The sequence below is a fragment of the Denitrificimonas caeni genome (assembly GCF_027498055.1).
Taxonomy (GTDB): Bacteria; Pseudomonadota; Gammaproteobacteria; order Pseudomonadales; family Pseudomonadaceae; genus Denitrificimonas.
Window position 1 is genome coordinate 1,602,667 of record NZ_CP114976.1, and the last position, 18,727, is coordinate 1,621,393.

Sequence of the window (18,727 nt, forward strand, 5' to 3'; positions counted from 1 at the left end):
ATAATTAGTTGCAGCGCACTTGTATCAGGAGGAGGAATCAGTGATTGGCCGCGGACGTGATGAAACGTCTGAATCAAAGCGCATGGCTACGCAGGTCAATCGTACTGTGCATCTCCACCCTACACATGTCCCTTGATAAATCGGGTGCCGCTCGGTGTGATCGTGAGCGGGTTTATAAAAATGCGAGCGCGGTAGTGCGTTCGCGGATTATGTTTCAGTACAGCTTTGGCTAAGTCGTATGCCGCTCAGCAAGGTGGTCTGTGACCTGTAAAAATACTCGTACCAAATAAGGCTATAACGTTTTGTTTTAAATTCTTTTAGCGCTGTGTCTTATCTGACTGCTTTTGGCAGTGGTTGGAATATAGCAGTATGCGCCGCTTGCTTCAATCGCTATATGGGGTTTTGCGCTAGAGAGACGGGCAAGCTGTTAGCCTAACTCGGTGTTTTAGCTACAGTAATTCACTTGAGAGAGGCTGCTTACGTGTTGAGTTTAATAGCAGCTTGGTAGGCGGGAGTGAGCAGGAAAATAGAGCGCTGATTACGGCCATTTAAGCCGCAATCTGCGCTGCGTTATCGTTTATTTGATTTCTTGGTTGATATGCACAGTGCGCTGTGGGTATGGGAAACTAATCCCTTCACGCTCAAAGGCTTCTTTCATTTTTTCTTGCATCTCGAAGAAAACACCCCAGAAGTCACCGCCTGTGGTCCACATGCGCATGGAGATGTTTACAGAGCGCTCATCAATAGAAGTCATGTAAACCACTGCCGCAGGGTCTTTAAAGACGCGCTCATCGGCTGCAGCAAGGCCTAACAATACATCGCGCGCTTTTTTCACATCATCTTTGTGGCCAATGGCAACGTTAATATCAACACGGCGAGTAGGCTGGGTTGAGTAATTGGTGATGCTGCCGTTGGACAGTGAGCCATTGGGCATAATAATGACTTTATTGTCGGGGGTGTGCAGGATAGTGTGGAAAATCTCAATGCTTTTAACTGTACCTGCTACGCCTTGTGCTTCGATATAATCACCGGCGCGGAAAGGGCGTAAAAATAGAATGATCACACCGCCAGCAAAGTTAGAAAGACTGCCTTGCAAAGCAAGGCCAACAGCAAGACCTGCGGCACCGACAATTGCAATAAATGAGGTGGTTTGAATACCCAGCATCCCTGCGGCGCTGAGGAGTAAAAGGATACGCAATAAAGTACTGATCAGTGAATCTAAGAAGCCGGTGAGCATCTCGTCCACGTGACGCTTGTGTAAAAACCGAGTTATTCCGGCAACGATACGGTTGATAAGCCACCAACCAATAGCAAGTGTCAGCAGAGCAAAAAATAAATGCTGACCATTTTCAATAAGTAACGGCAGCCAGTTGGCTTGCACTTCTTGTAACCAGAGTAGAGTTGGACTGTCTTTCATTGTTAACCTCAGACTTTTTTTGTGAATTGGCCCTATTCTACAGAGCTGAACTATGGATTAAAGGCTTGTTTTTTATCAGCTTTGCACGTATTTGGGGTGATTTCTAGTTTATGCTGAGCGTGCGTTAGTTGGCCTCTGGGTGCAGTAACCGGTGTGTGATACACCTTGGCCGACGGTCATGTCTGCGTCATTGGGCTGCTGTTGAGCAAGTGTTTTGTCTGGCAATCAGTGTTAGGAGAGAGGGTGAGCTGCACTAAAAAAAGACGGTATGGGCGTTTATTGCGGCGGCTGGGTTTGGGGCTGTTGCTGCTTTGTGCTGTGCTGTGGCTGGCTGACCGCTTTGACCCTTTACCTTTGCCTAAAGACGATATGGCTCGAGTGGTTTTAGCTCAAGACGGCACACCATTGTGGCGTTTTGCCGATGGCAATGGTGTCTGGCGTTATCCGATCCGCATTGATCAAGTGTCGCCGTACTATATTGAAGCACTGCTGGGTTATGAGGATCGCTGGTTTTATCAGCACCCTGGCATTAATCCTTTAGCTATTGCTCGTGCTGCTTGGCAAAACTTACGTGATGGCCAAATCGTCTCTGGCGGCAGTACATTATCCATGCAGGTGGCGCGCCTGCTTGATCCACATCCGCGAAGCCTGCGTGGCAAACTTCGTCAAGTGTGGCGTACGGCGCAACTGGAATGGCATCTGTCGAAGGATGAGATCCTCACCCTGTACCTAAATCGTGCACCTTTTGGTGGCACTCTAGAAGGTGTCGCAGCGGCCAGTTGGGCTTATTTGGGCAAGTCGCCAAAAAGTCTAGGCCGTGCGGAGGCAGCTTTATTGGCCGTCTTGCCGCAAGCTCCCAGTCGTTTGCGGCCTGATCGCCATCCGCAGCGCGCACAGGCCGCACGGGATAAAATACTGCAGCGTTTGGGACAGTTCCAAATTTGGCCGCAGGCAGAGATAGACGATGCACTGCAAGAGTCAGTGTGGTTAGCGCCCAGAGAAGAGCCGTCCTTAGCGCCGCTATTGGCTCGGCGTTTGAATACAGCCAATAGCCCTGCTGTGATTGAAACTACTGTGGATGCTAGCTTACAGCGCCGTTTAGAGGAAATGTTGCTGGGCTGGCGCGCACGCTTACCCGAGCGTACTTCTGCGGCAGTTGTAGTGGTTGAGCATGACACTATGGCAGTACAAGCTTATTTGGGCTCGCTGGATCTTGAAGATACGCAGCGTTTTGGTCATGTGGATATGGTGCAGGCGGTGCGCTCACCAGGTTCTACCTTAAAGCCGTTTTTATATGCCATGGCATTGGATGAGGGCTTGATTCATTCTGAGTCCTTGCTGCAGGATGTGCCGCGCCATAGCAGCGATTACCGCCCAGGTAACTTTTCTCAAGGTTTTAGTGGGCCGGTCTCAGCCAGCCAAGCTTTAGCGCGCTCATTAAACTTGCCTGTGGTGCAGTTAATGGAGGTCTATGGTCCGAAGCGTTTTACTGCTGAGCTGCGCAGTGCAGGAGTGCCGTTACTACTACCTAGAAATGCAGAGCCGAACTTGGCTTTAATTTTAGGGGGGGTGGGGACGCGTTTAGAGCATGTTGTTAGTGGCTTTAGTGCTTTTGCGCGGCAAGGTAAGGTGGCGCAGTTACGTTTTCAACCACAACAGGTTTTGCAAGAAAAACCTTTAATGTCACCCGGTGCTGCGTGGATTGTTCGGCGGATTTTATCCGGTCAACGCCGGCCTGACATTGATCCACGTGCGCAGCTGGTGGAGCGTGCCCCTCTGGCCTGGAAAACCGGTACCAGTTATGGCTTTCGTGATGCTTGGGCTGTGGGGGTCAGCTCCCGCTACTTAATTGGCGTCTGGATTGGTCGACCCGATGGCACTCCGGTGCCTGGTCAGTTTGGTTTGGCGTCAGCAACGCCATTGTTGCTGCAAGTGCATGATGTACTCAACCATCGTGACCGGCAAAACCGTAAGCCAGAGCTGCTTAATCCGCAGCCTGAAGAGGTGGGTGTGGCAGCCATTTGTTGGCCGCTGGGGCAGGAGTTAGCACGTGAGGATGATAATTGTCGGCGCTTGCGTTTTGCTTGGACGCTCAATGGCACTGTGCCGCCGACTTTAACTATGGACACAACTTTTAGCAGTGCTTTGCAGCCGTTAGTTTGGCTCAACCAGCAGGGGCTGCGGGTTGCTAAAGACTGCCCCGGCGCGCAGGCGCGGCGTATTGCCTTGTGGCCTGCGGCATTAGAGCCTTGGTTGCCGCTGGCCGAACAACGCCGCTCACGTTTAGCTGCGCCTGACCCCGGCTGTCCACCAGCACTACTGGTGACTGGTGAGCCGATACAAATAGTTGGCGTTAATCAAGGTGACCGTTTGCAGCGGGCTGCAGGCCAAGTCAATGCGCTGAGTCTCAAGTTCTCAGCTCAAGGGAGTGGTGCTAAACAGTGGTGGTACCTCAATGGCAGCCCTTTACTGAGTACCGCAAGCGGCGAGAGTTTTGATCAGGTGTTTGCGCAAACCGGCATTTATCAGCTCAGTGTGCTGGATGCTGCAGGACAAACAGGGACGGTGCAGTTTTCTGTGGTGGATTGATGCGCTGCCAGTCTACTCTCGCCCTGTGGTAAACTGCGCGCCTCTTATTAACTGCACGGCTGCACACATTCGAAGGTGCTGAGCAGTGTCCAACTTTTTATTTTTGAACTCTTAAAACTATGTCCTTACCTCAGCACCACCTTGAATTACTCAGTCCTGCCCGCGATGCCGTCATTGCTAAAGAGGCAATTTTGCATGGCGCCGATGCCGTTTATATTGGCGGCCCGAGTTTTGGCGCGCGACATAATGCCAGCAATAGCCTGAGTGATATTGCTGGGCTGGTGGAGTTTGCCCAGCTGTTTCACGCCAAGGTGTTTGTCACCATCAATACCATTTTGCATGATGATGAGCTGGAGCCGGCACGGCAGCTGTTGTGGCAGCTGTATGAGATTGGCGTAGACGCGGTGATTGTGCAGGACTTAGGGGTGATGGAAATGGATCTGCCGCCACTGGAGATCCATGCCAGCACCCAGACCGATATTCGCACCTTGGAGAAAGCTAAATTTCTCTCCCAGGCTGGCTTTTCCCAGTTGGTGTTAGCTCGCGAGCTGAATCTGCAAGAAATCCGTGAGATCAGCCAGAATGTGGATTCAGCCATTGAGTTTTTTATTCACGGTGCGCTGTGTGTGGCCTTTTCCGGGCAGTGCAATATTTCCCATGCGCAGACCGGACGCAGTGCCAACCGCGGTGATTGCTCACAAGCCTGCCGCTTGCCTTACACCCTAAAAGACGATGAGGGCCGTGTTGTTGCCTATGACAAGCACTTGTTATCAATGAAGGATAATAATCAAAGTGCCAATTTGGCTGATCTGGTGGAGGCTGGGGTGCGCTCCTTTAAGATTGAAGGGCGCTATAAGGATATGACTTATGTGAAAAACATCACTGCGTATTACCGTCAGCAGTTGGATGCGATTTTACTGGAGCGCCCTGAGTTGGCTCGCTCATCCAGTGGCTTTACCGAACACTTTTTTGTGCCCGACCCAGATAAAACGTTCCACCGCGGCAGCACTGACTATTTCGTCAGTGAGCGTAAAATTGATATCGGTGCTTTTGACTCGCCAAAGTTTGTTGGTTTGCCAGTGGGTGAGATAATTGGGGTTGGCAAGCAAGATATTAGCGTGCAGACCACCGAGCCATTGGCCAATGGTGATGGTTTAAACGTTTTGTATAAGCGTGAGGTTGTCGGTTTTCGCGCCAATACTGTGCAGCAACTCTGCGAGTATGAGCAAGATGGTCAGCTCGTGCGTCAATACCGCGTGGTGCCCAATGACATGCCGGCTGAGCTTAAACAGTTACGTCCACCCTATGCATTGAATCGCAATATGGACCATAACTGGCAGCAAGCCTTACAGAAAAAGTCTGCCGAGCGTCGCGTGCTAGTGAACTGGCAGGTGCAACTGGATGAGCAACAGCTCACTTTAACGGTGAATAGTGCTGATGGGGTTAGCGTCAGTGTGCAGCAGTCAGGTCCGTTTAGTCTGGCCAGCAACCCTGAGCAGGCCGAGTTGCAGATTAAGGACACGCTGAGCAAGCTGGGAACGACTATTTATCACTCGCAGTACATTGCACTAGAGACTGAGCAGGCGTGGTTTGTGCCGGGCTCGCAGTTAAAAACTTTGCGCCGTGAGGCCGTTGCCGCGTTAACTGCTGCGCGTATTGCCGCACACCCTAAGGGCTTTCGTAAACCTGTGAGTGATCCGCCGCCGGTTTACCCTGAGTCGCATTTAACCTTTTTGGCCAATGTCTACAATGAAAAAGCCCGTGCGTTTTATCACCGTTACGGTGTACAGCTGATTGATGCAGCTTATGAAGCCCACGAGGAGGCGGGCGATGTGCCAGTGATGATCACCAAACACTGCTTGCGCTTCTCGTTTAACTTATGCCCCAAGCAAGCTAAGGGGGTAACTGGTGTGCGCACTAAAGTTAAGGATATGCAGCTGGTGCATGGCGATGAGGTGCTGACCCTGAAGTTTGATTGTAAGCCCTGCGAGATGCACATTATCGGCAAGATGAAAGGCCATATTCTCAATATGCCGCAGCTGGGCAGCGCTCAAGCCAATAGCAATGTTGTGGGTCATATCAGCCCTGAAGACTTGCTGAAAACCATCAAACGTTAGAGTTAGAGATTGATTGGCAGACTGACGCTGTGCGCATATGCTTTGCGCACAGCACAGGCGCTGCAAATAGCGTACAAATTCCTGTACTCTAAATAACTCAAATTTTGGCCCAAAGCCTCAGTAATCATCGCCTTAGCACGGAGCGCCCAGCACTAAAATGTCTCATTTACTCCGCATCATCATGATCAACGGCCACCTGCAAGGCGTTGTCGAGCTCGACCTCAATGGCCACACCAATATCTGCGGTACTAACGCCTCAGGGAAAACCACATTACAACGCTTGATCCCCGTTTTTTATGGCGAGCGGCCTAATAATGTCGTACCTAAAACCCGCAAAAAATTTGACCAATATTACTTACCCCACAGCAACTCATACCTCATCTACGAATACCGTAGAGAAGCAGGGAGCATTTGCCACGTTGCTATTACCCGTAAAAAAGATGAAGGCGTCAGCTACCGTTTTGTTAATGCCGCCTACAGACCAGAATTGTATTTAAAAACGAATGCCAAAGGCCACGCTCAAGCGCTGAGTTACCAAGAGTTTACCGCCAACTTGCGTCAGCAAACGATTGACGCTTCCAACCTCATTAATACCATTAACGAATACCGCAGCATTATTCAAAATGACTTCAGCCTTATTAGCGGCAGCTTGGCGCGCACAGAGTCCACGCGCCTCAGACAAGCGGCACTGCGCTATAGCTTGGCGCAAAACCCACACCGTTTGCGCCATATAGAAAAGCTGGTTTCTGCCGTGCATGCCAAAGAAGGCAAAATGGACACCTTGAAAACCATGCTCGCGGCCATTTTTGAAGATGAGGGCGTGGCTTTACCAAGCACCAGAATTAAAAGCACGCAAGTGCGTGAATGGGTTCAGCAAGTCCGTCAGTCAAGGCGTTTAAGCAGCTTGCAAAACGAAATGACAGCATTAGGCAAACAAATTGATACCCTCAACAGCACTGAGCAGAGCCTCTGGCAGCTGCAGCCTTTATTGCTCAATGATGCCAGTCAGTTGGAGCGGCGCTGTGCTGATCGGGAAGCGCAGATCAAACAGGCCAAACGCGATAATGCCGAACATGAAGCAACGTATCAGAGTGAGCTGCATAAAGGCCATGCCGCACACAGTCAGGTGGCCAGTCAGCTTGAACAGGTTGAAGTGGATCTAGAAAATATCGAGCAGCGCTACACTGAGTTTACACAGCGTGATATGCCCAGTCTTGAGCATGCTGTTAGCCAGTTGCCGAGCTGGCGCAGTCAACGTGATGAGCTGGATACACATCTGCAGTTATTGCGTGAAGTGGAAGGCAGTTCTCGCCAGCGTTTTGAGTCACGCAAATTTGAGTTGTCTGAGCAGCTCAACGACTATGTGGAAAAAAACACCAATCGACAACAAAAAGTGCGCGATGAAGAGCAAGTTTTACGGGCTCAGCAAGAGCAGCAGAAAAATCAACTGGAGCAAGAGTATCAGCAGCAACGGCAAGCACTGCAGGCTGACTTTCAAGAGCAACAGAATGGAGTTTTCCAGCAACAAGCCGAGGTTGCCGCCGCCTTAGGTGTCTCTTTGCTAACAGCAGCAGAACAGCTCGATCTGGAAGCAGAGCAAGCACGCATTGAAGATATTCAATTGCAGTTGGCCAACCAAAGCGACACGGTCGAACGCTTGCGTGATGAGTATGAGCAGGTTAAAAAATTACAGAACAGTCACCTCGAAGAGATTAACCAGCAACGCAAGTATTTGCGTCAACTGGAGCAGCAATATGCGCAGCTGAAACTACAGCAAGCACCCACCGACGGCAGCTTACGCCAGTTTTTACAGCAACATATTCCTGAGTGGCAGCACAGTGTTGGTAAAGTGATCCGCGAGGAGTTGTTGGAGCGCAGCGATTTAGCGCCGAGCCTCAGTGATGCGCAAGGCAGCCCCGTGCCACTTAGCGAACTGCAGTTGTTTGGTCTGCGCCTTGATCTGGCTGCCATCGAGCTGCCGGCTTATGCGCAAGATGAACAAGCACTGCTTGCGGCCATTGCGCAAACGTTAGAGCAACTGCATGCTGCCCAACAGCAGCTCAGCGATCTGAGCGAAGCGCAGCAAGTACATAACGCCAATAGCGAACAGCAGCAGGATAAGTTGCATAAAGCGCAGCAAGTGCGCGAGCGTTATCGCAATGACTTAGGCTTTGCCCAGGAGTCACGCCAGCGTTTACTCGAGTTGCATCAGACGCTGCAGCGTGAGCGCAAGCAGAGTCTCGAGGAGCAGCAGCAAAAGCTGATAGAACAATTAGCGCACTTAAAGCAGCAGCAACTCAGTAGTTTAAAAGAGCGCGACAGTGCCTTTAAAAATATGCTGTTGGAGTATCAAGCAGATTGGCAGCACGCTTTACAGTTATTGCGTGAAAAGATCGCCAAGTATTCAAACAGTATCGATGCTAAGCGGCGGGAAACTGAGCAGCAAGTCAGTGAGTTACAAACAGCCTTAGAGCGGGAGCTGCGTGAGCAGGGCATTGACCCAGCCACTCTCAAAGACACTGAGCAGCGTTTAAAAACGATTCGCCAGCAGATCAGCAGTACCGAGGAACGCAGCCAGGAGCTGGAAGACTATCGTCACTTTTTGCGGGTGGATTGGCATCTCCGTAAGCCCGAACTGCTGGCGCAAGAAATGCAGCTCAAGCAAGAGGTGCTCAATCTTAAACAGCAGTTGGCCAGCTTAGAGCAGGCATTCTTAGCGCAACAGAAAAATACTTTGCTAGCGATCAAAACCCAAGAACAGGAACTAGCTGGACAGCGCAAACTGCTTGAGCAACTGCTGCCCTTGCTTAAACAGCTGGAGCAATTCCCCGCCCCAGCTGAATATGTAGCCACCAGCAGTACACACAATACCGGTGGTTACGCTGAGCGCATTGAGCGTACACGCCGAGCTCTACAAGATAAACAGCAGTTGGATGCACGGCTAAAAAACAATCTGCATGCTTTTGAACGCGAATTGCTGAAAGATGCCAGTGTTAATTTCAGTGATATTTGGGCCAATCAACTGCAGCGTTTAGGCTTAAGCCCTATTCCGCAGGCGCAGCTGGTTGCGTATCAAGAAATGTTACAGATTCTGCACAACCAGCAACTGAGCCTGTTGGCGACAGGGCGCAACTACGGTGCTGATTTGCAGGGGTTCTTTACCGTATTCAGCGACTTGAACCGCCGTATCAGCGCACAGAGCCGCCGCCTCAGTGAGGAGGTGAGTGAAGAGTTTGTGCTGGAAGGAATCAGTAAGTCAGAGGTAAAAATCCAATCCACCATTGATGAGTTGGGTTTTTGGGATCCATTGAAGCGCTTTGCCAAACTCTACAGCGAGTGGGAGCAAGATTTTGAGCGCTTGCCCAGTGACGCTTATTTAGATGCTTTGGGTGATGTGGCTGATCTGCTGCGCAGCGATCAGCAATTTACTTTTGAGAGCCTGCTGCGTTTAGAGCTGCGCCTTAATGAGGGTGGTACGGACTTAATTATTCGCAACGATCGCCAGCTCTTGGAGTCCTCTAGCCACGGCATGGCTTATCTGATTCTATGTAAGTACTTGCTGGCCTTTACTCGACTATTGCGCGGTAAAGCACAGGTTACTATTCATTGGCCCATTGATGAAATTGGCACCTTGGCCTATCACAACGTCGAAAAACTGTTTAAGGCCTGCGAAAACAATAATATTTTTATTGTCGGCGCTTTCCCTAATCCCGAGTCTGATGTGCTGACGCTGTTTAAGCACCGCTATTTGATCGAAAAAGACAGCCAGAAAGGCGCGCACAGTCAGCTTAAACGCATTGAGCCAAAGCTCAGTCGACTGACGCAACGATTACAGCAGCGCCGCGAGGAGGCCGTACAATAATGATGCAACATAGCCATTTATTAGAGCAGCTTTTATCCGGCGGTTTTATTTGTGAAGTCACCGATAGCCAAGCGTTTCGACACTTACAAGATGAGCAGCAGCGGGAGGCCATTGATCAGTATTTGCGCCCGCTCAATCGCCGCTTGGCCAGCAACCCAGAGGGCAACGTGTGGTTTTTAGCCTGGCGGGAGTTAACTCAGCCCTTGCGAGATCAGCTTTCGCAGCAGTTTAAAGAGACGCTCGACAGTTTAATTCCCATGCTTAAGCTGTTGCAGTTGACCCAGGAAACCATGGGGCATGAAACAGTTTTAACCGCGAACGATATCCTCAACCGCCATGAATTAGCGGCGCGCATTGAAAACAACCCAAGTCTGCGAGAGCAGTTGCACGCTTTGGTGCAAACGCGCTTTTTCCAATCACAAAGTGAGGATGTGGCCGGTCAGCTCAAGCAAGTGTTTGAGCGTTTGCGCAGCAATGGCTACTTGCATCAACCGCACAAAGACCGCCATCACTATGTGGTTACCGGTAAGATTGATTACCTAATTGATCTGACCCGCTTTATTCGCGAAGAGGAAAATATCTACATCGAGGAAGAGTTAGTGCCGAGCCAAGAAGAGTTGTTGGCATGAGCACCCTCGATTACAACAGTGCCGCAGTTAAATTGGGTGTAGAGCGGCTCAAGTTACTGGGCAGGCACAGTGAACTGTTGATGCAGAGCTACTACAGCGCTGAGCTGGATGAGCTGCAGGTGGGTGAGCGGGCTATTAATCAGTTAGTGGCAGCCAATATTTTGTGGCGACCCAATGAAGAGTCAGGCCTTAAACTCACTGACCCTGTGCGGGAAATGATTGTGCAGCTTATTTCCGACGAGGAGCGACGTAAGGTCAACGCTGAAGTCGGTGGTTTTTTAGCCAATATTCGTGTGTTGGTCGGTAAAATCAATGCCGCTGAAGAAAAAGGCAATTACCAAGAAAGCGCCTTTGTACAGACTAAGCTCAGCCAGGAAGTAGATGATCTAAATAGCCGAATTGCCACGGGCATTGATAGCCTGTGGAACCGTTTAAACAGTGATTTTGCTTTTGTCAGTACAGTTCAGGATAAAATCTACGAAAACGAAAAAGCCCACAATGAAGTGTTGCGTTGGCTGGCAGGTTTAGAGTTGATTAATTTTAACGAACTGATTCGTTTTGCTGGCAGCAATGGCAGTTTACGCCACTTATTGGTGCGGCAGTTGCAAGGGCAGGTCAGTGTGCATTTTAGCAGTTTGCGTGAAGTGCAAAAGCGCTTAAATGAGTTGATGGCACGTTTTCGTCAGCAGCAATCGCGCAATCTGTTGGTGCGCGGCATGCTGCAGTATTTTTCGCAAAAGCCTAATTTTAAACCCTCTGATTATGCCCAGCGCAGCACAGTGGTGGATTTAGTCAATCAAGCTGCTGGTTTGCAAGCCAGTGTGTCCATTGCTTTAGACCGTCATCAAGATAAACATGCGATGCAGCAACTGTTGGCACAATTGCCAGCGCGTACTCCAAGCAATACCGATTTGCCCAGCGCGGCGCAGCCACTTGCTTGGCATGATGATGCAAGCATTATGGCTAAACGCCGCGCCTTGCATGAAGATGTGGTGTCGTTTTATTTGAGTGTGCTTGATCAGCAAGCGAGCCAAAGCGCCTTAGAATATTTGGCTGCTGCGCAGTTGGATTGGGATCCTGAAATTTGGCTGTATCAAGTGATTGCTGAGTACCAAGGCTTAGCCAGTAGTGAAAAGTCGGCCTTTCGTTTGCACTATGATGAGCAAGAAGTGGGCTGGTTTAATCAATTACAGGTGATTGCAGATGTGCAGTTGCAATTGCTCAGCGGCGGGGTGGGAGTATGAGTGCGGATTTATCGCAACGTGTGCGTAGCGTATTGCAGCGCGTGTTAATCGAGTTGACGCAGGGCAAAAGTGTTTCTAGGTCAGCGCAGCAAAGCACCATGCAAGAGCTGCGCATCTGGTGTGAAGAACATGGGTTGGAGACGCAGCCTTGGTGCGGGGTGAAAACGGTGAGTTTTGATCGTCCGATCTTGGCGCGAATTGAGCAAACTTTACAAGAGCTTGGCTTGCACCGCTTAGATGACGATATTCGCCAGCAAGACCGCTTTGCTCAAAGTGACAGCAGCCAAGTCGAGCATAAAAGCGTTGGTTTGACGCCTAAGGAGCGGCGTGTACTTATGGCTCAAGCCAACTGCGGGGCTTATTTTCCTGAGTGGGTTAGTGTAGCGCCCAGCCAATGGGTTATGGATATTGACTGGCAAACCCTCGAACTCAGTGTTTTTCCCAGCTTAGTGGTGGTGGAAAATCTCGATAGTTTCTATCAGTACTTTAGTCACCACCCACAGCGCTATAGTTTGCCTGAGCTGGCTCAGCAGGCTTTGGTGATTTATCGCGGTGATGGCTTAGAGAGTCGGGCGCGGAGAGCTTTAGTTAAGGCATTTGCAGCCACGGGTAAACCAGTTATTTACTTCGGCGACTACGATACTGCTGGCTTAAGCATCGCGCTACACGGTGATTACAGTCATATTATGCTGCCCAGTTACGAGAGCTTGTTACGCAACGCCAATGATCTAAACCAGCCAGCAGAGCAGCTGCATTTATGTGCGGGAGTAAGTGCATATGCGGCGCAATTAGTTGCAGCAGCGCCTGTTAAACGCTACATGCTGCATAACACCGAGCAGCAAAAGGGCTTGCGTCAGCAAGGCTTTAAAGGTCAGCTGTATATTCTGCCGCTGACCTAGGCGCGCTCACCTACCCAGAGCGTGCAGGGCGCGCTTAGAGCTTAAGCTTGGGGCACAATGTTGAGCTGGCTGAGCAGCTCCGTTGAGCTATCTTGCTGCTGGATATTGGGGTGGTTAAATGGAATGTTTTGACCGGTCTGTTGCTTGATGATTTCTTGCAGTTGCACAGTATCAATTCTGCCGTTTTCATCAATGGCCGGTTTCAAGGCTTCAGGGGCTACAGAGTAACGCCCAGAAGATGTGTAAATTGCACCTGTTGCAAAGTCAATAGCGAAGGCAACTAAACCAGGAATGACCCAAAATAGCAGGCCAATGCCATCCATAATCACTACCGCAGGGTCAATTTTTCCACCGGTTTGCCCGCGTCGCTCTGGGTAAATAATAGTCCCGCAGCCCGCCAGTTCAAAAATCAGCAACGCACTAAATGTGGTCGCTACCATGGGTTTTATAATTGATTTACGCATACATGCCTCTTCTTTTTTTTAGACCAACACCAAGGCTACTGCACACAAAACAGAGCAGCAGCAAAATCATAGAGCTTAAGCATACAGAGTCGCATTTATAGCAAAATGTTCCCTGGTTATATTTTTTTAGCCAGCACAGTTATAACTAGCTTGCGCTTTTGTGTGTTAAAAGCTGTAAAGGCGCATAGCAGTTTAACGGTAGGACTCTTAACCTGAGCTGTAAAAAACTTAGCCAGCAGTGTTGATCGGTTTCGCGTAAGAGCAGGTACTTTTAGTGCCAGAGTGGATAAGAACAGTGCTGGGCTATCTGCTGAGGATCAAATCACCGGCGATGGGCGTAAAGCTAGATGCTGCGCGGATCAGTGACAACGCAGTAAACTCTTCAACAGCAAATACTTCAGTTTTTACCGCAAACAACTCATGCAGGCGCTCAAGCAACACCGCAAAGTCGCCATCCCCAGAAGCAAGTACCACCACATCGGCTAAGTTAGCGTATTGCATCGCATCCACGCTAATGCCCACATCCCAGTCACCTTTGCGACTGCCATCACTGCGCTGGACATAGGGTTTGAGTTTCACTTCAAAGCCAATGGCACGTAAAATATTTTGAAATTGGCGCTGCTTCGCATCACCACGATCTGTCGCGTAAGCAATGGCTTTGATCACTTCACGGCCACCTGCGGCCAGTTGCCAAAAACGGTTGTAATCGAACCCCGCGGCAAAGCCTTGGCGTACGGTGTAATAAATATTTTGTACATCCACAAGAATTACTACACGTTCCATTACAGACTCCGGAAAATCAGTCGACACATACATATTAGCTATATAAGCAGCAAAATACCGAGAAAAGGGTGACCTTAAGCAGCATTTATCTGATAATTGCAATTGTAGATAAGAAACACAGCATAATAGGATAATCTGCCTAGAAGCCTTTAGTTAGGCTGTGCAGCGTACGCTAAAAGATCATGGCAGTATTGTTATGAATAAAACTAAAAAGGAGCAACATATGGGATTTTTCAACAGTATTCTTTCTAAGCTTGGCATTGGACAAGCACAAGCGGCTGCAGCAGACGAAGTAGAAAACCCCACAGCAGCGCCAACTAGCGCAGCAGTATCCACGCCTGAAGCGATCACTGTAGTTGATGTTATTACGCAATTGGAAGAGCGTGAGGCAGCGAGCACACAGAAGCTAAATTGGCGTGTATCTATTGTGGACTTGCTTAAATTGCTTGATCTAGACAGCAGCTTTAGTGCTCGCAAAGAGTTAGCAGTAGAGCTTAATTGCCCAGCTGAGCTTATGGATGATTCGGCAAAAATGAATATGTGGCTGCATAAAACAGTGTTGGCGCGTATTGCTGAAAACGGTGGCAATATTCCACAGAGCTTAATCAGCTAAGCACATTACTGGGATGTAACTAGAGCCAGAGTCGCTTGTTTTGCCCTATAGTAGCCAGTGAAAGCCTTGTGCCTTGATCTGGTAGAGTGTGCAAACGGCTCTGGCTTTATGCATAGATTGAAAATAATAGATTCTCCAAATAGGTTAAAACGCATGACGTTGTACTTAGCTTCCACATCGCCAAGACGCCGCGAGTTACTCGCGCAGACAGATATTAATTTTACCGTATTGGATATCACCATAGACGAAAGTCAACGTCCCAACGAGTTGCCGACAGCTTATGTGGAGCGTTTAGCTAAAGAAAAAGCTGAAGCAGGTTACCAGAGCATAGCCGCTGATGAGCATGCGGTGGTTTTAGCGGCTGATACCATTGTCGTTCTGGAAGATGACATACTCGGCAAGCCGGCCGATCAAAACCAAGCGCAGACAATGTTGCGCGCTTTGTCAGGGCGCTCCCATGTGGTGATGACTGCTTTTGCCATCAAAACTGCAGAACAAATTCGAGTACAGCGGGTTAACACGACAGTGTTCTTTCGCTCCATTACCAGCAAGGAAATTGATTGGTATTGGCAGACTGGTGAGCAGCTCGACAAGGCTGGCGGCTACGGTATTCAAAGCAAAGGTGGCGTATTTGTCAGTGCTATTTCAGGCAGTTACAGCGCTGTGGTAGGGTTGCCCTTAGCTGAAGTTATTACCGCGCTGCAGACCTATGGTATCCAGCCGCAATAAAAGAACAGAGTGCAGCTGTATGATATTTTCTGCAGGCGTTTATTAATAAATAAATAGCATGCAGCAGATTACTCTGCGGTTGTTGGGTGGCTTTCATCAGAGTGATCTGGTTTTATTTCAATAAGTTAGGGGTAATAAAGTGCCTAGAAGAGCGCTGGAAAATACCACAAGCCAGATTGGTAGTTTCCAGAATCGTATCGCTGTGAAAGCTAGTAGAGCTAAGACAAAATCGTGTGGAGTTTGAATGGTATTAGTCCAAACTGGCTGATACAGAACAGCCAGTAATATACCAACTACAGCGGCATTAATACCCAGTAGAGACGCTTGCATACGCCTATGGCGACGTAAGCGCTCCCAGAAAGGTAAGGTACCAGCAATCAATAGGAAAGATGGCGCGAAAATTGCCAGCAGGCAGAGTAGGCCAGTTAACCATGGGTTGACTGTACTAGTTATCGATGCACCAAGAAAAGCTGCGAAGGTGAATAAAGGGCCGGGTACTGCTTGGGCTACGCCATAGCCTGCCAAAAAAGTTTCATTGGTTACCAATCCTGAATGTACAACTTCTGCTTGTAATAAAGGCAAAACTACATGCCCACCACCAAATACTAAAGCTCCTGAGCGATAAAACGCATCTAATACTAAGATTATTTGATGAGAAGATAGAAAAGCAAGCAGTGGTAATCCTATTAGTAGAGCTAAGAATAGTGTAAGCCATAGCCTGCCAGCGCGAGGGCTCATAGTTAACGGTAGTTCGTCATGAGTGATATCTAGCTGGGGTTTAAAAGCGATAAGGCCGACAGCGGCAGCAAGAACTATGACTGCTAACTGGCCGAGAACGGTAGGCAAGAGAAGAGTAAAGCAGGTGGCTGCTATCATAAGGGTTATACGCGGTAGATCAGGGCATAGATTGCGGGCCATCCCCCATACCGCTTGTGCAACGACAGCTACAGCAACTAGTTCTAAGCCATGCAATACGCCCGAAGGCATAGAATTGCCATAATTGGTAATACCTAAGGCAAATAGAATTAAAATAAGGGCTGAGGGTAAGGTGAAACCTGCCCACGCTGCTAAGGCCCCTGCATAACCTGAGCGAGAAAGGCCAAGAGCCATGCCAACTTGACTGCTGGTAGGCCCAGGTAAAAAATGACAAAGTGCAACTAAATCTGCGTAACTGCGCTCAGTGAGCCACTGACGTTGCCTTACAAACTCATGGCGAAAGTAACCTAAGTGTGCAATAGGGCCACCAAAAGAGGTTAGGCCTAATTTAAGGAAAACCAGAAAAATAGCCCATGGGTTTTGGTCACTCGTTTTTGGATTGAGCATCAAACTCTCACTGGAGTTAGCAGTCATATTTGCGACAAGAATATTAGGGTTTTTAGGGTCAAACTGCTGAGTTTAATTGTAGAGTGTAGGGATATAAGCTATACGCCTAGACTAGTACGCAGCCACTGTATTTTCTCGCTGACATGGGTGTGCAACTGCTTAATTTCTTTGTTGGCGGTATTTGCATTTTTCTCCATGCTTTCCATTTGTAAACTAAAATCAGCAACACTTTGATATTGCTGTTCGGTGAGGCTTGAACTTTGTTGTGCAGTTTTTGAGGCTTGAAAAGAGCGCTCGCGTACTTGTAAAGAAGTTTTTTGTAGTCTTTTTGCTAGATCTCGTTGAAACTCGGTCGAGAGAGCCACCTTATCAATATGTTGTTTAACACGATCAGTTACAGCGTTAAGTGCACTAAGCAGTTCTGTTGAATGGCTTACAGCCAGATGGGTCTTTTTTGAAAGTTGCCGCACTTCATCAGCAACTACAGCAAAAGCACGCCCATGCTCACCAGCGTGTGCAGATTCAATAGTAGCGTTGATAGCCAGTAGGTTGGTCTGGTCAGAAATATGGTTAACCTGCGCTAAGATGCTCATCACTTCTTGCACTGCTTGCACTAAGTCGAAAAGGGCTTGCTGGCCTAAGTCAATAGTTTGGATTGCTTGCTCCCCAGCATTAACTACCTCCCCAGCGCTATGCTCGCTACTACTCATTAAATCAGCTGTTTCTTCTGCAAAATATTTTACTTGATTTGAACTCTCATTGACTTGTTGTGCTAAAAGATTGAGTTTTTGACTGGTGTCTCCGGCTTTACGTAGTTGTTGGCGCGTGCTAATGGCATTGGCAATTATTATGTCAAAACTGGCTAGCAACTGTTCTAGGGTTACGCCTATATCTTGTAGTTGTTGATTTTTTTCTTGCTGCTGATTTTGCATGTCGGCTATAAGTCGATTGAAAAGTTTGGCAATTTGTCCAAGCTCTGTACGATCAGCGTCCATATCTACAAAGTGCAGACTACCTTGCTCTACAAGTATATTTAATGCAGATTCGAGCTTGGTCAGATTATTGATTACGAAGTGCTTTTGGAACATATAAAGCAATAAAGCCATAATGAGCAAGCCCACGGCAAAAGCAAAAAATAACTTTTTAACTAGCTGTTCAGTATTATTTTTGCTGCGGTTAACATATTGCTGTCCTTGAATAATGGCTTGCTCAAAATTATTGATCAACTGGTTGACTTGACTAGAACTGTTTGCGCGGGCTTCCTGACCTTCAATAGAACGCTCCATTTCCAAAGGGTAACGCTGATATAGGCTGGTTAGTTGTCGAACAATTTCATCACCATGCTCTTCGGTGTCTGTTGTGCGTGTTTTTTTTGCCCAACCCATTAAATTGTCAAATTCATTTAGTTGTTGCTCTGGATAAAGTCCGATACGCGGCAAATGATTGACTTGCTGTAAGATTTGGCCATAAAGCGTGCGGGTTTTTTCAAGTTGCTGTACGTAGTTTGCATTACCGCTACTCCAGAAGCTCTCACGTAGTGTTTTTATCTCAGATAGCAAGCTAGTTAAACGCACTATTGCTTGTAAGTATGCAATTCCCGTTTGTGGTTGTTGTATCACTACTTGCAGCGCATAGTCTTTTAGCCGATTTAGTTCTGCTGCTGTTTCGCGTTCATTTTGATAGAGCAGGCCTTGCTCATCACCAGCCAGTTTCCCAGCCCCTAAAAATTCATTGCTGAGCCCTGAGTACAGTGCGTTAGCCACTGGTTGTAGTTGCTCAACTAAGCTGGAAGGTAAGCTGGGCAAGATATGTGTATTTAGATGATCTAAATCGGCTAATGCCTCTGCATGAAAAGTAGCATCACCGGTATTCAAATAAGTCTGGATTTTATTACGCACATCCACAGCAAGCTGGCGGTGTAATTCTGAATAATTCAATGTGCTAACAAAGGACTGATTCAGTTTATCCAACCCCCAATACAAGATTACTGCTAAACAGAAGGCCATCAGAGCCAGCGTAACTGTAGCTAATCGGGTTATTGTAATAATACGCATAACT

13 protein-coding genes are annotated in these 18,727 nt (G+C 48.5%); 8 read left to right on the top strand and 5 right to left on the bottom strand.

The genetic code is table 11. The annotated features are described in order from the left end of the window. Nucleotides 1-577: 577 nt before the first annotated feature. Nucleotides 578-1,417, bottom strand: a complete 840-nt coding sequence (locus tag O6P33_RS07665; RefSeq protein WP_269817200.1) for a mechanosensitive ion channel family protein — start codon at nt 1,415-1,417, stop codon at nt 578-580. Between the two features lie 300 nt (nt 1,418-1,717). Between O6P33_RS07665 and pbpC the strand changes: the two genes are divergently transcribed. The 6 genes from pbpC to O6P33_RS07695 all read left to right on the top strand — a co-directional run bounded on the left by pbpC (nt 1,718) and on the right by O6P33_RS07695 (nt 12,757). Continuing rightward, entirely contained in the window at nt 1,718-4,006 is a 2,289-nt protein-coding gene (gene pbpC / locus O6P33_RS07670; RefSeq protein ID WP_269819491.1) for a peptidoglycan glycosyltransferase PbpC, read from the top strand. A gap of 119 nt (nt 4,007-4,125) precedes the next feature. Next, nucleotides 4,126-6,123, top strand: a complete 1,998-nt coding sequence (locus O6P33_RS07675; RefSeq protein ID WP_269817201.1) for a peptidase U32 family protein — start codon at nt 4,126-4,128, stop codon at nt 6,121-6,123. Between the two features lie 157 nt (nt 6,124-6,280). Then, on the top strand, nt 6,281-9,985 hold the full coding sequence (locus tag O6P33_RS07680) for an ATP-binding protein (protein ID WP_269817202.1): 3,705 nt from the start codon (nt 6,281-6,283) through the stop codon (nt 9,983-9,985). After that, nucleotides 9,985-10,614, top strand: coding sequence for a condensin complex protein MksE (locus O6P33_RS07685; protein WP_269817203.1), 630 nt, complete (start codon nt 9,985-9,987; stop codon nt 10,612-10,614). Before O6P33_RS07680 ends, O6P33_RS07685 begins: the two co-directional genes overlap by 1 nt. Continuing rightward, nucleotides 10,611-11,858, top strand: coding sequence for a hypothetical protein (locus tag O6P33_RS07690; protein WP_269817204.1), 1,248 nt, complete (start codon nt 10,611-10,613; stop codon nt 11,856-11,858). The genes O6P33_RS07685 and O6P33_RS07690 overlap by 4 nt, the downstream gene beginning before the upstream one ends. Further along, nucleotides 11,855-12,757 carry a DUF7281 domain-containing protein gene (locus O6P33_RS07695; protein WP_269817205.1) on the top strand — a complete coding sequence of 301 codons (903 nt, stop codon included), beginning with the start codon at nt 11,855-11,857 and terminating at the stop codon, nt 12,755-12,757. Before O6P33_RS07690 ends, O6P33_RS07695 begins: the two co-directional genes overlap by 4 nt. Before the next feature lie 41 nt (nt 12,758-12,798). On the opposite strand, the gene O6P33_RS07700 is transcribed toward O6P33_RS07695, so the two are convergent. Then, nucleotides 12,799-13,221, bottom strand: a complete 423-nt coding sequence (locus tag O6P33_RS07700) for a polyribonucleotide nucleotidyltransferase (RefSeq protein ID WP_269817206.1) — start codon at nt 13,219-13,221, stop codon at nt 12,799-12,801. Nucleotides 13,222-13,524: 303 nt separating this feature from the next. Further along, on the bottom strand, nt 13,525-14,004 hold the full coding sequence (locus O6P33_RS07705; protein ID WP_269817207.1) for an NYN domain-containing protein: 480 nt from the start codon (nt 14,002-14,004) through the stop codon (nt 13,525-13,527). A 223-nt stretch (nt 14,005-14,227) separates the two neighbouring features. On the opposite strand from O6P33_RS07705, the gene O6P33_RS07710 reads away from it, so the two are divergent. Both O6P33_RS07710 and O6P33_RS07715 read left to right on the top strand, forming a co-directional pair. After that, nucleotides 14,228-14,617 carry a DUF3597 domain-containing protein gene (locus tag O6P33_RS07710; RefSeq protein ID WP_269817208.1) on the top strand — a complete coding sequence of 130 codons (390 nt, stop codon included), beginning with the start codon at nt 14,228-14,230 and terminating at the stop codon, nt 14,615-14,617. Nucleotides 14,618-14,770: 153 nt separating this feature from the next. After that, a complete protein-coding gene (locus O6P33_RS07715; RefSeq protein ID WP_269817209.1) occupies nt 14,771-15,346 on the top strand; it encodes a Maf family protein in 576 nt (191 codons plus the stop codon). A 117-nt stretch (nt 15,347-15,463) separates the two neighbouring features. Here O6P33_RS07715 and chrA read toward each other — a convergent pair whose 3' ends face one another. Together chrA and O6P33_RS07725 are read right to left on the bottom strand one after the other, a co-directional pair. After that, on the bottom strand, nt 15,464-16,669 hold the full coding sequence (gene chrA, locus O6P33_RS07720) for a chromate efflux transporter (protein WP_269817210.1): 1,206 nt from the start codon (nt 16,667-16,669) through the stop codon (nt 15,464-15,466). Between the two features lie 98 nt (nt 16,670-16,767). After that, entirely contained in the window at nt 16,768-18,723 is a 1,956-nt protein-coding gene (locus O6P33_RS07725) for a methyl-accepting chemotaxis protein (protein WP_269817211.1), read from the bottom strand. Nucleotides 18,724-18,727 lie beyond the last annotated feature (4 nt).

What these genes read in the sequence shown, in the direction of transcription:
- O6P33_RS07715 (WP_269817209.1), top strand. Translation starts at nt 14,771, where the DNA reads ATGACGTTGTACTTAGCTTCCACATCGCCAAGACGCCGCGAGTTACTC.
- O6P33_RS07710 (WP_269817208.1), top strand. Translation starts at nt 14,228, where the DNA reads ATGGGATTTTTCAACAGTATTCTTTCTAAGCTTGGCATTGGACAAGCA.
- chrA (WP_269817210.1), bottom strand. Translation starts at nt 16,669, where the DNA reads ATGCTCAATCCAAAAACGAGTGACCAAAACCCATGGGCTATTTTTCTG.
- O6P33_RS07685 (WP_269817203.1), top strand. Translation starts at nt 9,985, where the DNA reads ATGATGCAACATAGCCATTTATTAGAGCAGCTTTTATCCGGCGGTTTT.
- O6P33_RS07675 (WP_269817201.1), top strand. Translation starts at nt 4,126, where the DNA reads ATGTCCTTACCTCAGCACCACCTTGAATTACTCAGTCCTGCCCGCGAT.
- O6P33_RS07665 (WP_269817200.1), bottom strand. Translation starts at nt 1,417, where the DNA reads ATGAAAGACAGTCCAACTCTACTCTGGTTACAAGAAGTGCAAGCCAAC.
- O6P33_RS07680 (WP_269817202.1), top strand. Translation starts at nt 6,281, where the DNA reads ATGTCTCATTTACTCCGCATCATCATGATCAACGGCCACCTGCAAGGC.
- O6P33_RS07705 (WP_269817207.1), bottom strand. Translation starts at nt 14,004, where the DNA reads ATGGAACGTGTAGTAATTCTTGTGGATGTACAAAATATTTATTACACC.
- O6P33_RS07695 (WP_269817205.1), top strand. Translation starts at nt 11,855, where the DNA reads ATGAGTGCGGATTTATCGCAACGTGTGCGTAGCGTATTGCAGCGCGTG.
- O6P33_RS07725 (WP_269817211.1), bottom strand. Translation starts at nt 18,723, where the DNA reads ATGCGTATTATTACAATAACCCGATTAGCTACAGTTACGCTGGCTCTG.
- O6P33_RS07700 (WP_269817206.1), bottom strand. Translation starts at nt 13,221, where the DNA reads ATGCGTAAATCAATTATAAAACCCATGGTAGCGACCACATTTAGTGCG.
- O6P33_RS07690 (WP_269817204.1), top strand. Translation starts at nt 10,611, where the DNA reads ATGAGCACCCTCGATTACAACAGTGCCGCAGTTAAATTGGGTGTAGAG.